We start from the raw sequence: 15,455 nt of genomic DNA on the forward strand, positions 1-15,455 counted from the left end.
GCAAACCCTACGCCGGATTGCGCCCTGCCAAAAATGCCAGCAGCGCTTGGGTGACAAATTCCGGATTTTCCAGATTGGAAATATGCCCCGCCTCCGGCACCAGCACCCACGGGCAGCCAATCAGCTCAGCCATTTCACGGGTTTCACTCGGTGGCCGAGGCTTGTCCTGATCACCGCACATCACCAGTGTGTTCGTTGCGTCCAACTCGACCAGACGCGACAATTGATCATCCCGCCCAAATGTAATCCGCCCCAGCGTCACGATGCTTTCACGCAGGCGCTCCGGCGACAGTGCAGCGAGTTTGGCGCGGAAGTCCTGATACAGCGAGGACTGCGGATCAATGCCCGGCCGGAAGAAAATCGGCACCACGATATCCAGCAGCTGCGGTGAGATCGTGCCGCTTTCTTCAATCTGCCTTAACAACGAGAAGTAATACTGGCGGGTCGGCTCCGGTTCGGCGCCGACGTAGGTGTCCATCAACACCAGGCCATTGATCCGGTGCGCTGCCGACAGCGCCAGGCGCACACCCCACATGCCACCGACCGACAAACCGACCAGCGTGACCCGCTCGATGTCCAGATGATCGAGCAAGACCAATGCCTGACGCGCCAGGTCATCCAGCGATGTAGTTCCGACAGGCAACGGCCCGGACTCACCGTGACCCCACAGGTCCAGCGCGATCACTCGATACTGTAGCGCCAGCGCAGCAATCTGCGGCGCCCACATGGCCTGGTCCCACAGGTAACTACCGGCCAGCAGCACCGCCGGCCCGGTGCCCTGATCGATGTAGTGAAGGGCTTGTCCGTCTATCGTTACGAAGGGCATCGACTGTCTCCGCTGGAAAAAATGGAGCAGGAAGACTGAGCGGCTGACGGATCGCAGTCAATCACGAGAATGTATGCGTTTGTATAACCGCCATCGCGAGCAGGCTCTCGGTGCCATTGGTCGGAAACGCCTTTTTTCGCCATTAAAACTGTCAAGTCTGACAGTAGCCGCCACCCTGTTTCGAGAGCATATCTAACCACTGCCAAAATCGCCGATATACAGACAGGAGTGGTTACCGTGGCTAAAAAAAAACGCCGGAATTGCCGTACCCCAAAGTCAAGTACGCAACCAGTGACAATCTGCTGTATCCCCTGGAGGCCATAAATGGCACCAAGGTCACTGTTGCCTTTGAAGGCATGCGCAAACGACACAGGATTCAACTGCATTGGGATGGACCATCAGGGCCAGGCAGCCCAACGCTGCCGGTTGTCGATGGCCGTGACATTGGCAGTGTAGTGATTCCGATCGATGCGTCAGTCATTGGTGCCTGTGTCGGTAAAACCGTGTCCGTCTGGTACACCGCGACACTTGGCGATCAGACGCAGGAATCCTACAAACTGGAACTGACGGTCGAAACGATTGAACCTGAAGACCTGCCAACACCTGAATTTTGCGACCTGAAATTCGAAGACGGCGATTGGTGGCTGAACATGCGCTGGTTCGACGGCAATGCCCGGATCGCCCTGCCGGTGTGGCCCTTCATCGCCGCCGGACAGCGCTTGTGGATCCTGGCTGTAGGCAATGAGCATCAGGAAGACAACTACCGTTTCTCCTGGGTGCTGGAAAACCACGTCGTGACAACACAGGAAGCTGAGCCTGAACGTAAACTTGAACTGAAGCTCTCGCGCACCTGGCTGGCTGGTTGTGAGGACTATTCTTCTGTCACTTTGAATGTGGCCGTGACATTCGATGGTGCACTCGGCACTCGGCACTCGGCCGGTGGATCCGTCGGTTTCACTCCTGCCAGCAAACGCCCATGAATTACTTCACACCACTGCCAAGCTACGGGTGACTGAAATTGAGGAGTTCGACGACTTTGAAAACTATCCGAAAAAGGAGTATCTCGGACCTGGCAGTACTATCGACACGCGTCTTTTGAAGTTCGTATTGCCTCAAGACTCTCCCAAGGGCATCGGGCTGCATGTCGTGCGAACTCCCCCCGAAGACTTTCCAGAAATGCTTCAGGGGAAGGCGTTGGCTCTATGCTGCGGAGGCGTACCAGAACAATTGCGGCTGGCACGCTTACTGCTCAAATGGAAGTGCAGTCGCATCAAATTTGCGTACGCGACAACCGGCGAGGGCGCAACCTTCAGGTTCATTGGCGACGGAGATCTGTTGCTTGAGGAGCGATGGGTGGAAAGCAGGACGTGGGTGAATTTTCAGGACCTGCAAGGTCGCCTGCTTCATTGCATCGAGGTGGAGAGCTTGCAACACGGGTCGATTGATAACCTGACCATCTGGCACAAGGGGGAACCCAATCCCGTGTAAGCCGCTGACAGTACGTCGATACCCTGTGTATCGACGTACTGTCAGAGTGGTTCGCTTAACGGTACTGGAGATTTACAACCCCTCCAGCTCCGCCATCAGGTCGTTCAAGCGATCCACCTTCTCCTCGGTGATCTCGCTGGCCGCCAACCCGTCGATGTACTCGGCCAGTTCCTCCACCGTGCTGCACTCGAACATCGCCCGCAACGGCACATCCCGTTGCAGGGTTTTCTGCACCCGCGAGGCGATTTGCGTGGCCAGCAGCGAATGCCCGCCCAACTCGAAGAAGTTGTCGCGAACGCCCACTTTCTCGACCTTCAACACCTCGGCCCAAATGTCTGCCAGGGTCTGCTCCAGCTCATTGCGCGGCGCCTGGTAATCCTGGCTTTGCAGTTGCCCGATCTCCAGCGCCGGCAGGGCCTTGCGGTTCAGTTTGCCGTTGGCGTTGAGCGGCAGCTTGTCCAGCCACAGCCAGTGCAGCGGCACCATGTATTCCGGCAACTCGGCACGCAGGCGTTGCTTGATGCGCTCCAGGCGTTCAGCCGGATTGAGCACTGAATCGACCGCCACCAGATAGCCGACCAGGTGCTTGCCGTTCGCCCCCTCCTGTACACCGACCGCCGCATCGCGGACTTCCGGTTGTTCATGCAGGCGCGCCTCGATTTCGCCCAATTCGATGCGATAACCGCGGATCTTCACCTGATGGTCGATGCGACCGACGTACTCCAGTACGCCGTCACTGCGACGACGGGCCAGGTCGCCGGTGCGATACAGGCGCTCACCCGGTGCGCCGAACGGGTTCGGCACAAACACCGGGGCGGTGCGTAGCGGATCGCTGACATAGCCACGGCCGACCCCGGTCCCCGCCACGCACAGTTCACCCACCGCGCCCAACGGCACCAGTTCCAGCGCTCCGTCGAGCAGGTACAACCGGTTGTTGTCGGTCGGCGTGCCGATCGGCAGGTAGCTGCCGCGAGTCGACGCCATATCTACGCAGAAGAACGCCACGTCATCCGAGCACTCCGCCGGACCGTAGGCATTCACCAGGCCGATCTGCGGATAGCGTAGCAACCATTGATGCGCCAGCTCCGGCGGCATCGCCTCACCCGTCGGCAACATCCAGCGCAAGCCGTCGAGGCTCATGCGCTCCTGGGCGAGCATGCCCTGGATCAGCGACGGCACGCTTTCCAGCACGCTGATGCCCTGGCTCTGCACATGGGCCAGCAAGCCCTGCGGGTCGTGGGCGATGGTGTTCGGCACGATGTCCACCCGGGCGCCGAACAATGGCGCGGCGAGGAACTGCCAGACCGAAATATCGAAGCTTTGCGAAGCGGTTTGCGCGATCACGTCGGCGTCGCTCAGGTTCAGGTACGGCACCTTGCTCAGCTGGTTGTTGAGCATGCCGCGCTGTTCGACCATCACGCCTTTGGGCAAACCGGTGGAGCCGGAGGTATAGATCACGTAGGCGAGGTTGTCCGGTCCGCTGTAGACACCAGGATTGTCCGCCGACAGCGCAAGGGCCTGGACTTCCTCCCAGACCAGCAGCCGTGGCCGGCTGGCGCAGCCGGACTCGTCGAGCAAGGCCTGCGCCTGTTCACGGCACGCTTGCGTGCACACCAGCAATGGCGTGCGGCTCAAATCGATGATCCGGTTCAGACGCTGACTCGGCAAACCCGGGTCCAGCGGCAGGTAACCCGCCCCCGCCTTGAAGCTGCCGATGATCATGCCCAGTAAATCAAGGCTGCGTTCGGCCAGCAAGGCCACTGGTTGATCGCGCCCGATACCGGCGGCGATCAACGCATGACCGAGGCGGTTACTGCGCTGGTTCAGCTCCAGATAGCTGTACTGCCGGTCCAGACAACTGGCGGCAATCCGCTGCGGGTGCCGGGCGACTTGCGTTTCAAACAATGCAACGTAGCTTTGCTCCAGCGGGTAATCCTGTTCGCTCTGGTTGCAGCCATGGATGAGGAAGTCCTGCTCCTCGGCCCCCAGCAACGGCAGGTCGGCCATGTCGCCATGGAAACCCTCCACCAATGCCAGCAGCAGACGCTTGAACTCAGCGAGCATGCGCTCGACCGTGGCCTCATCGAAATAGCGCTGGTCGTAAGACAGGTGCAAACCCAGGTCATCCCCCGGATAGCACACCGCTGTCAGCGGGAAGTTGGTGTGGGTCCGGCCCGAATCCGAGGTCGCGTTTAGGCTCTGCGCACGGTCCAGCACCGAGACCTCCACCGGGGCGTTTTCGAACACGAACAGGCTGTCGAACAGCGGCTGGCCTTTGGGCAGTTCGCTTTGCTCCTGGATGTTCACCAGCGGCATGTATTCATATTCACGCAGTTGCATGTTGTGGTCGAGCAGACCGCTAAGCCACTGGCGCACGCTGCAACGCTGGCCGTCCTCGGGCATCTTCACCCGCAGCGCGATGCTGTTGATGAACAGGCCGACGGTGCGCTGCATCTGCGGCATGTCCACCGGACGCCCGGCCACGGTGACGCCGAACAGCACGTCGCGATCACCGCTCAAGCGCCGCAGCACCAGCGCCCACGCCGCCTGGGCGAAGGTATTGATGGTCAACTGATGGGCCTGGGCCAGTTCGCGCAATTGCGCACCGTCACGGGCATCGAGCCTTGTATAACGGTCGCCGACGATCATGCCGCCGCTGTCGCCGGCATGTTCGCGCAGCAATGGCCGGTCGCTCGGGATCGGCGTGGTCCGTTCGAAACCCTGCAAGTTGGTTTTCCACCACTGCCGCGCTTCGGCCAGGCTTTGGTGTTGCAGCCAGCCGATGTAGTCGCGATAACGTGTCACAAGCCCAAGCTGCGCTTCCCGGTCTTCACCGAGGGCGCTGTAGATCTCGAAGAAATCATTCATCAACAGCGAACGGCACCAGGCGTCGATGAGGATGTGGTGGTTGCTCATCATGAACCAGTAGCGCGCCGCGCCCACACGGATCAAACGCAAGTGGAAGGGTGCCTGGTTGAGCAGATCGAACCCGGCCTCGCGTTCGGTCTTGAGCAGGGTTTGCAGCTTCGGCTCTTGCTCGGCTTCGGCGAGATCGCTCCAGTCGAGGTATTCGATCGGCGTGCTGCCCGGTTTGTGGATCACTTGCAGCATGTCTTCGCCGACGTTCCAGCAAAACGACGCGCGCAACGCTTCGTGGCGGGCGATCACCGCTTGCCAGGCCTGGGCGAAACGCTGCGGGTCGAGTTCGCTGTTGATGCGGTAGCGGTCCTGCATGTAGTACAGGCCGGTGCCCGGCTCCAGCAAGGTATGCAGCAGCATGCCTTCCTGCATCGGGGTCAACGGGTAGACGTCTTCGATGACGGCGGCCGGGACCGGCAGCGCATCCAGTTGCGTCTGGCTGAGATTCGCCAGCGGGAAGTCCGACGGCGTCAGGCCGCCCGCGTCGTCGCGCAGGCAATGCTCGATCAGGCTGCTCAACTCACCGAGGTAGGCATCGGCCAACTCGTTGATGGTTTGCCCATCGAAGCGTTCTGCACTGAAAGTCCAGCGCAGTACCAGTTCACCGCCATACACCTGACCGTCGACGCTCAGCTCGTTGGGCAGCGGGGCATTGCCATCGTGGGCCGCGCCGATGGCTTCATCCAGTGGATGGAACAGCGCGTCCGCCCCGAAGCTCTGGTCGAACTGCCCGAGGTAGTTGAAGGTGATCGGCGCCACCGGCAACCCGGCCATGCGCTGGCGACTCTGGTCATCGGCGAGATAACGCAGCACGCCATAGCCCAGGCCTTTGTGCGGCACGGCACGCAGTTGCTCCTTGATTGCCTTGATCGACGCGCCCTGCCCGGCGGCTTCTTCGATGTTCGACGGGGTCAGGCGCAGAGGATAGGCGCTGGTGAACCAGCCGACGGTGCGGGTCAGGTCGATCTCGTCGAACAGCGCTTCGCGGCCGTGGCCTTCCAGTTGAATCAGCGCCGATGGCTGACCGCTCCAGCGGCACAGCACGCGGGCCAATGCGGTCAGCAGCAAGTCGTTGACCTGGGTGCGATAGGCACTCGGTACCTGTTGCAGCAACTGCCGGGTACGTTCGCTGTCGAGGCGCACGCTGACGGTTTGCGCATGCCGGTTCTGCCGCCCGCCCTCGGGGTGATCGCAGGGCAGATCGGCGGTGGGCCCGGCCAGCTGCGCTTGCCACCAGCCCAGTTCTTCGCGCAGGGACTCGCTGCCGGCGTAGGCCTGCAAGCGAGCGGCCCAGTCCTTGAAGGCGCTGGTTTTCGCCGGCAGTTTCACCGACTGCTGCGCGTCCAGTTGGCGATACACGGTTTGCAGATCGTCCAGCAGCACGCGCCATGAAACGCCGTCGACCACCAAATGGTGAATCGCGATGAACAGCCGTTGCTGACCGTCGGGACCATCGACCAGCAACACACGCAACAACGGCCCTTCTTCAAGGTCGAGGCTGCGCTGGGCATCAGCGAACAAGGCCGCGCATTTGTCCATGGACGAAACGCGCACCTGCCACAACACCGGCGCATCGGAAATCGACTGGTGTGTGGCCTGCCATTGGCCGACGACCTTGCTGAACCGCAGGCGCAAGGCGTCGTGTTGTTCGATCACCGCCAGCAGCGCTTGCTCCAGGCGATGAGGTTCGAGGGCGACAGTCGGTTGCAGCAACAACGCCTGGTTCCAGTGCTGGCGTTGCGGGATGTCGGTGTCGAAGAACCAGTGCTGGATCGGCGTCAGACGCGACTCACCCATGATCAAGCCTTGCTCGGCGCTGACCTGCCCGCTGCGGGTGGCCACGGCGGCGAGGCTCTGCACGGTCTGGTGCTGGAACAGATCGCGAGGGCTGAAGTGAATGCCCTGCTGCCGCGCCCGGCTGACCACCTGGATCGACAGGATCGAGTCGCCGCCCAACTCGAAGAAGTTGTCGTTGAGGCCAACCTGAGCGACGTTCAGCACTTCGCACCAGATCTGCGCGAGGGTGATTTCCAGCTCGTTGCCGGGCGCCACGTAGTGTTGGCGATTCAGCTCAGGGTCCGGTGCCGGCAGTGCGCGGCGGTCGAGCTTGCCGTTGGCGGTCAGCGGCATGCTGGCCAGAAGGATCAAGTGCGTGGGTACCATGTAGTCTGGCAGTTGCGATTTCAGATGCGCTTTGAGGGCTTCGCGCAAGACCGATTGCTGTGCTTCGTTGTGTTCGGCGACGTCAGTCACCAGATAGCCGACCAGTTGCTTGCCACTCGGTGCATCGAGCGCCAGCACCACAGCTTCACGAATCGACGCATGCTCAAGCAAACGGGTTTCGATCTCGCCCAACTCGATGCGGAAGCCGCGAATCTTCACTTGATGGTCGATGCGACCGAGGTACTCCACCAGGCCGTCGGCGCGCTGGCGCACAAGGTCGCCGGTGCGGTAGATGCGCCCGCCGCTGGCGGCAAACGGATCGGCGACAAAGCGCTCCGCGGTCATGCCCGGACGCTGGTGATAACCCTGGGCCAGACCCGCGCCACCGACGTACAACTCGCCCGTCGCGCCTTGCGGCACCAACGCCAGGTCGGCGTCGAGAATGTAGGCCACGCGGTCGCCGATCACGCTGCCGATCGGTACGCTACCGGCGCCCTCTTCCAGTACTTCAGGGGCAAGACTGGCCAGCGGCATGACCACTGTTTCGGTCGGGCCGTAGGCGTTGAAGAACTGGCTCGGCTTGAAGGCTGCGCGAATGCGCGCCAGGTGTTCACCGGTCAAAGCTTCGCCGCCGGTGATGATCATGCGCACCGGCAGGGTTTCATTTTGCGTTGCCAGCCATTGGGCCAACTGGCTGCCGTAGCTCGGCGTGAAACCGAGGACGTTGATGTGATGAGTGCGGATCAAACCACAGATTTCTTCAGCGTCCCACTGGCCCTGCGCACGCAGCACCACTTGCGCCCCGCTCAACAACGGCACCAGCAAACGCTCTGTGGCGGCGTCGAAGTTGATCGAATAGAAGTGCAGTTCGCAATCGTCCGGGCGCATGCCAAAGCGCTCGATCACAGCGCGGCAGTGCATGGCGATTTCGCCGTGGGACACCACCACGCCTTTCGGTTTGCCGGTGGAACCCGAGGTGTAGATCAGGTATGCCTGATGTTGCGGCAGGCTGGTAAACGGCAGCTCGGAAATCGGGTAGCTGGCCAGTGCGGCGGTGTCTTCTTCAAGACACCAGCGGCCGACGGTCGCCGGCAACTCGCCCAGGGCCTTGAACATCGCCACATCGCTGAGCAGCAAACCGATGCCGCTGTCTTCGATCATGTAATGCAAGCGGTCCAGCGGGTATTCCGGATCCAGCGGCACATAGGCGCCGCCGGCCTTGAGGATCGCCAGTAGGCCGACGACCATTTCCAGCGAACGCTCCAGTGCCAGGCCAACACGAACCTGCGGCCCGACACCGCGCTCACGCAGCATCCAGGCCAGGCGGTTGGCGCGGCTGTCGAGTTCGGTGTAGCTCAAAGTCTGCCCGGCAAAGGTCAGGGCTGGAGCGTCTTGGCGCGTCAAGGCTTGCTCGGCGAACAGGTGATGGATGCACTGATCCAGCCGATGTTCGCCCGGCTCGACGCCAAGGCTGTCAAGAAGATCTTGTTGTTCGCCGCACGCCAGCAGCGGTAGCTCGCTCAAGCGCTGCTGCGGATCGGCAATCAGCGCCTCCAGCAGATTGCGCCAATGCCCGGCCATGCGCGCAATGCGCGGTTCGTCGAACAGATCGGTGCTGTAGGTCAGGCAGCAACCCAGGCGATGGTCGAGGTCGGTGACCTCCAGGTTTAGGTCGAACTTGGTCGCGCGGGCATCGTTGGCCAGGTACTCGACCGTCATGCCGGCCAGGCTGCGGCTTTGCTGGAACTCCCAGCGCTGCACGTTGCACATCACCTGGAACAACGGGTTGTAGGCCGCGCTGCGGGGCGGCTGCAGGGCTTCCACCAGATGATCGAACGGCAGGTCCTGATGGGACTGGCCTTCGATCACCGTGTGGCGCACCTGTTCGAACAACTCGCCCACGGACATCTGCCCGTCGAGCTGGCAGCGCAGCACTTGCGTATTGAGGAACGCACCGATCAGCCCTTCGCTTTCCGGACGAATGCGGTTGGCCACCGGCGCACCGATGCGCAGATCGGTCTGGCCGCTGTAGCGGTACAGCAGCGTAGCCAGGGCGGCGGTCATGGTCATGAACAGGGTCAGGCCGTGTCGCGCATTGAAGGCGCGGACCTTTGCCGCGAGCTCATCACTGAGGTCAAAGCGATACAACTCACCCTGATGGCTTTGCACCGGCGGGCGCGGCCGGTCGGACGGCAACTCCAGCAACGGGTGTTCGCGGCCCAGTTGCGTGGTCCAGTAATCGAGCTGGCGCTGACGCTCGCCGGCCTCGAGCCACTGACGCTGCCACACGCTGTAATCCAGGTACTGCACCGGCAACGGCGCCAACGGCGATTCACGATCATCGACGAACGCTTCGTACAGCGCGCTGAGCTCCCGGGCAAAAATGTCCATCGCCCAGCCTTCGGTGACGATGTGGTGCAGCGTCAGGACGAAGTAGTGTTCCTGTTCGGCGGTCTTGACCAGACAAGCGCGCAGCAAGGGTCCGGTCTCCAGATCGAACGGCTGGTGCGCTTCGTCGTCGGCCAGTTGCTGCACCTGCCACTCGCGGACTTCGGCATCCAGCGCGGTGAAATCCTTCCATGCCATGCGCACGCCGGTTTGCGTGTGCACCTGTTGGCGGGCGACGCCGTCGATGCTCGGGAACGTGGTGCGCAGGGTTTCGTGACGCAGGATCAGGGCTTGCAGCGCCGCCTCGAAACGCGCCACGTCGAGCACGCCGCGCAGCCGCGCCATGCCGCCGACGTTGTAGGCCGGGCTGTCCGGCTCCATTTGCCAGAGGAACCACATGCGCTGCTGGGAATAGGACAGCGGCACCGGCTGGCTGCGGTCGACTTTTTCAATCGGCGGCTGCTTGTTGGTGCTGCCGCTGGCCTGGATCAGGCGAACCTGTTCGGCAAAGGCACCGAGTTCGCTGTGTTCGAACAGCGCCCGCAGCGGCAACTCGACGTCGCAGGCCTGGCGGGTGCGGGAGATGATTTGCGTGGCCAGCAGCGAGTGGCCGCCGAGGGCAAAGAAATCATCGCGCAAACCGACTTGCGCCAGGCCCAGCACTTCGCGCCAGATGCCGGCAATCTGTTGCTCCAGTTCAGTCTCTGGCTCGACGTGTTCGCGCACCTGCCACTGCGGTTCCGGTAAGGCGCGGCGGTCGAGTTTGCCGCTCGGGCCGAGGGGCATTTCGTCCAGGCGCATCAGTTGCGCCGGCACCATGTATTCCGGCAGTTCGGCGGCCAATGCACTTTTCAGGCGCGCGGTTTGCTCGGCTTCGTCCCCGGCATTGCTCGCTGCGGTGTAGTAACCGATCAACTGCGCCCCGGCCACGGTGTCGCGCACCAGCACCACGGCTTGCGCAACGCCGTCCTGGGCTAGCAGCCGCGCCTGGATTTCTTCCGGCTCGACCCGGAACCCGCGCAACTTGACCTGCTGATCGAGACGGCCGAGGTATTCGATCACGCCGTCCGCCGTCCAGCGCGCCCGGTCGCCGGTGCGATACAGGCGCGCGCCCGGCTCGCCCAATGGATCGACCACAAATCGTTCAGCGGTCAACGCCGGGCGACCGAGGTAACCACGGGCCAGGCCAACGCCGCTGATGCACAACTCACCCGGCACGCCGGCCGGTACCGGGTTGAGATCGCTGTCGAGTACACGGCAGATCACATTGCCCAATGGCCGGCCAATCGGCGAGCGTTCGCCATCGGCGCTGGAGCATTGCCAGTGGGTGACGTTGATTGCGGTTTCAGTCGGGCCGTAGCGGTTGTGCAGTTGCACCGCCGGCAGCTGCGCCAGCACCCGGTTGCGCAGTTCGGCGGGCAAGGCTTCGCCACCGGAAAACACCCGGCGCAGGCTGGTGCATTCAGCGCTGAGCGGTTCTTCGATGAACAGCGAAAGCAGCGGCGGCACGAAGTGCAATGTGGTCACGCCGTACGCTTGCACCAGTTGCGCGATGCGATGCGGATCGCGGTGTTCGCCGGGACCGGCGATCAACAGGCGTGCGCCAGTGATCAGCGGCCAGAAACACTCCCACACCGACACGTCGAAACTGATAGGCGCCTTTTGCATCAGCACATCGGTTTCGTTCAGGCGATAAGTGTCCTGCATCCATTGCAGGCGCTCGGCCAGCGCGGCGTGGGTGTTGCCGACGCCTTTGGGTTGGCCGGTGGAACCGGAGGTGTAAATCACATAGGCGAGGTTGTCGCCGTGCAGGTGCAGCCCCGGCGCATGGCTTGGCCAGCTGTCCAGGTGCAGGGTGTCCATGGCGATCACGCTGACACCCTCGCTGGCCGGCAGGCGCTCGAGCAATCGGGTTTGCGTCAGCAGCAATTCAACACCGCTGTCGCTGAGCATGTAGGCCAGGCGCTCGGCGGGGTAATCCGGGTCCAGCGGCACGTAGGCGCCACCGGCCTTGATGATCGCCAGCAGACCGATCAGCAGTTGCGGCGAACGCTCGCAGGCGATGGCCACGCAGACGTCCGGGCCGACGCCTTTGTCGCGCAGGTAATGGGCCAGACGGTTGGCCCGGGTGTGCAGTTCGGCGAAGTCCATCTGACCGCCCTCCCACACCAGCGCAGTGCGCTCAGGTGTCAGGCGGGCCTGTTGGTTGAGCCATTCCGGCAGCCATTGGCTGGCCATTGCGCAGGGTGCAGTGGCCCAGTCCGATTGCTGAAGGTGTTCGGCAGCGGTCAACAATGGCAGGTCACCGATGGCGGTATCCGCTTGCTCGCAGACAGCCCGCAGCAGGTTGCTGAAATGCTCGGTCAGGCGCTCGATGGTCGCGGCCTCGAACAATTCGCTGGCGTAGTCGAAGGACAAGGTCAGGCGACCGTTGCGGTCTTCTTCGCTGTGCAACTGCAAATCGAACTTGGCTTCGCGGCTGTGCCACGGCAGCTCTTCAGCCAACAGCCCCGGCAGGCGCTTCAAGGCGCTGAGGTCGCGTTGCTGATGGTTGAACATGACCTGGAACAGGCCCTGCTCGCGGGCCTGCGGGAAGGCTTCCAGCAGTTGCTCGAACGGCAGATCCTGATGTGCTTGCGCACCCAACGCCGCCTGCCGGGTCTGCGCCAGCAGCTCAACGAATGGCAGGCGCGAGTCCACCTCGGCACGCAGCACCTGGGTATTGATGAAGAAACCGATCAGGCCCTGGGTTTCCAGGCGCGGACGGTTGGCATTGGGCACGCCGATGCGAATATCTCGTTGGCCGCTGTAGCGGTGCAACAAGGTCTGGAACGCAGCCAGCAACAGCATGAAGGCGGTCGACTCATGGGCCTGGGCGGTCTGACGAACCGCATCGCTCAGGGGGGCGCCCAGACGCACGGTGTGGCGAGCGGCGCTGTGCAGTTGTTGCGCCGAACGCGGATGGTCGGTGGCCAGGCTCAGGGTTGGATGTTCATCACCCAAGCGGTCTTTCCAGTAGGCCAGTTGACGCTCGCCTTCCCCTTGCGCCAGCCATTGCCGCTGCCAGCTGCCGTAGTCGGCGTACTGCGTCGGCAATGGCGCCAGCAGCGCTTGCTGGCCCCGGGAGGCGGCCGCATACAGGCGTGAGAACTCGTCTATCAGCACATTCAGCGACCAGCCGTCAGCGATGATGTGGTGCATCGTCACCAGCAACTGATGGTCTTCGTCGTCGAGGCGAACCAGCTTCACACACAGCAGCGGGCCTTTCTCCAGATCGAACCGGGTCCGCGCTTCGTCCTCGCGGATCTGCTGCGCCCGGACCTCACGCTCGGCGGCCGGCAGGTCGCTGATGTCGATCAGTTGCAGGTTGAACCCGGCAGCCGCATCCACCTGTTGCAGCGCCACGCCGTCACGTTCGAAGAATCGCGTGCGCAGGGATTCGTGGCGTTCGATCAACTGCTGGAAACTGGCGCGCAAGGCGTCCTCATCCAGTTCGCCGCGCAGGCGCAAGCCGCCGGGAATATTGTAGGCGCTGCTGTGCGGGTCGAGTTGCCAGGTGATCCACAGGCGGTTTTGTGCCAGGGATTGCGGCATCGGTTGCTGGCGCGACAGCGCCGTGATCGCGCCCTGGGCCAGACCACCGTCCTGTTGCAAACGGGCCACGACATCGGCGAATGCGCCGAGGGTCGGGGCTTCAAACAGCAGGCGCAGGTTCAACTCCAGACCCAATTCTTCCCGCAGGCGCGCCACCACTTGCGTCGCCGCGATGGAGTTGCCGCCTAGCAGGAAGAAGTGATCGTCGGCGCCCACCTGCGCCACTTGCAACTGCTCACACCAGATCCGGCCGATCAGGCTTTGCAGCTCGGAGCCGGACTCGATCCGGCCTGTACTTTCGGTGGCAGCCGACGGGAACACCGCGTAGCTGTCAAGACTGCCATCCGCCAGGCGATTGCGACACGCCGAGCGCTGCAATTTGCCGCTGGAGGTCTTGGGCAGCGCGCCCGGATTGAGCAGCAGCACCACGCTCGGCGCTTGCTGATACACCTCAGCGACGGCTTGGCGAATGGCTTTGATCAAGGATTCCGGCGGCAGGATTTTCTGCACGCTGCGGCTGATTTCGGCGGCGATGCCGATACCTTCCTGACCCTCGACCGTAACGGCGAAGGCGGCAACCCGGCCTTTGCGCACTACTTCCACCTCACGTTCGACGGTCTGCTCGATGTCCTGCGGGTACAGGTTGTGCCCGCGCACGATCAGCATGTCCTTCAGGCGCCCGGTGATGAACAGTTCGCCGTTGCGCAGGAAGCCCAGATCACCGGTGCGCAACCAGGTCTGGCCGGCGTGCCGGACGAAGGTCTTGGCGGACGCCTCGGGGTTGCGCCAGTAGCCTGAGGCGATGCTCGGCCCGCTGGCCCAGACTTCGCCGACGACGTTGTCGGCCTGTTCGCTGAGCGAGACCGGGTCGATGATCAGCACCGCGTGCGCCGGTTGGCTGATACCGCAACTCATGATCGGGCTGCCTTCGCCCGCTTCGACACGGTTCTGCGCCAGGGCCTGATCGTCCACCCGCAGGTTGCCGATGCCTTTACCGCGCGCGGTGCCGGCCACGAACAAGGTGGCTTCGGCCAGACCATAGGAGGCCATGAAACTGTCCGCAGTGAAGCCGCAGGTCGCGAACTTCCCGGCGAAGCGTTCCAGGGTATCGAGGCGAATCGGCTCAGAACCGGAATACGCCACGCGCCAGCCACTCAGGTCGAGCCGTTCCAGGGCTGACTCGCTGACCCGCTCGCTGCACAAGCGATAGGCAAAATCCGGCCCGCCGCTGATGGTGCCGCCGTATTCGCTGATTGCCTCCAGCCAGCGCAACGGCCGGCCGAGGAAGTACGCCGGAGACATCAACACGCAAGGCACGCCGCTGAAAATCGGCTGCAACAGGCCGCCGATCAGACCCATGTCGTGGTACAGCGGCAGCCAGCTGACGATGACGTCGTCGGGGTTCAGGTCAATGCCGAAACCGTGGCGAATCAGCAATTCGTTGGCCACCAGATTGCCGTGGCTGACTTGCACGCCTTTGGGCAGCGCGGTGGAGCCGGAGGTGTATTGCAGGAAGGCAATGTGATCGTCCTGCAAGTCCACCGCGACCCAGCGCTCGGCCAGTGCACCGTCGAGGGTATCGACACACAGCAGCGGCGGCGCCCCGTCGATTTGCTGCAATCCATCGCGCAGCCCGGCGCTGGTCAACAGCAAGCGCGGCTGGGCATCGCTGATGATCGACAGCAGGCGCTCCTGGTGATGACGGCGTGCCGACTCCGGCGGGTAGGCCGGCACCGCGATCACCCCGGCGTACAGGCAACCGAAGAACGCCGCGACGTAATCCGGGCCGCTGGGGAACAGCAACACGGCGCGGTCGCCAACATCCGCTTGCGCCTGCAATGCGCCGGCAATCGTCCGCGCCCGCAGATCCAGTTCGCGATAACTGAGCACCACAGCCTGATCCGGGGTCTCGGCAAGAAAGCGCAGGGCCACCCGATCCGGCGTCAGGGCCGCGCGGCGCTGAAGGGCTTGGACCATTGTGCTGGGGAGTTCGAACGCGTCGATCATGAGGTTTCCTGCCTGAATTCGGCTTGGTAGGAGCGAGCCTGCTCGCGAAAATCCGGAGAGCGCCGCGGGG

General features: G+C 62.9%; 4 protein-coding genes. 2 read left to right on the forward strand and 2 right to left on the reverse strand.

Translation table 11 applies throughout. The features are described from left to right. Positions 1 to 7: 7 nt before the first annotated feature. On the reverse strand, positions 8 to 826 hold the full coding sequence (locus tag AC3IT9_RS20800) for an alpha/beta fold hydrolase (RefSeq protein WP_489270919.1): 819 nt from the start codon (positions 824 to 826) through the stop codon (positions 8 to 10). Positions 827 to 1,086: 260 nt separating this feature from the next. Here AC3IT9_RS20800 and AC3IT9_RS20805 point away from each other — a divergent pair, with 260 nt between their 5' ends. Both AC3IT9_RS20805 and AC3IT9_RS20810 read left to right on the forward strand, forming a co-directional pair. Further along, the gene (locus AC3IT9_RS20805) at positions 1,087 to 1,806 is read left to right on the forward strand and encodes a hypothetical protein (RefSeq protein ID WP_489270920.1); all 720 of its coding nucleotides are present in this window, start codon (positions 1,087 to 1,089) and stop codon (positions 1,804 to 1,806) included. Positions 1,807 to 1,834: 28 nt separating this feature from the next. Continuing rightward, positions 1,835 to 2,314 (forward strand): hypothetical protein, encoded by a 480-nt coding sequence (locus AC3IT9_RS20810; protein ID WP_489270921.1) that lies wholly within the window; start codon positions 1,835 to 1,837, stop codon positions 2,312 to 2,314. Between the two features lie 72 nt (positions 2,315 to 2,386). On the opposite strand, the gene AC3IT9_RS20815 is transcribed toward AC3IT9_RS20810, so the two are convergent. Then, positions 2,387 to 15,385 carry a non-ribosomal peptide synthetase gene (locus tag AC3IT9_RS20815; RefSeq protein ID WP_489270922.1) on the reverse strand — a complete coding sequence of 4,333 codons (12,999 nt, stop codon included), beginning with the start codon at positions 15,383 to 15,385 and terminating at the stop codon, positions 2,387 to 2,389. Positions 15,386 to 15,455 lie beyond the last annotated feature (70 nt).

The organism is Pseudomonas sp. KH_046_1, from assembly GCF_057839025.1.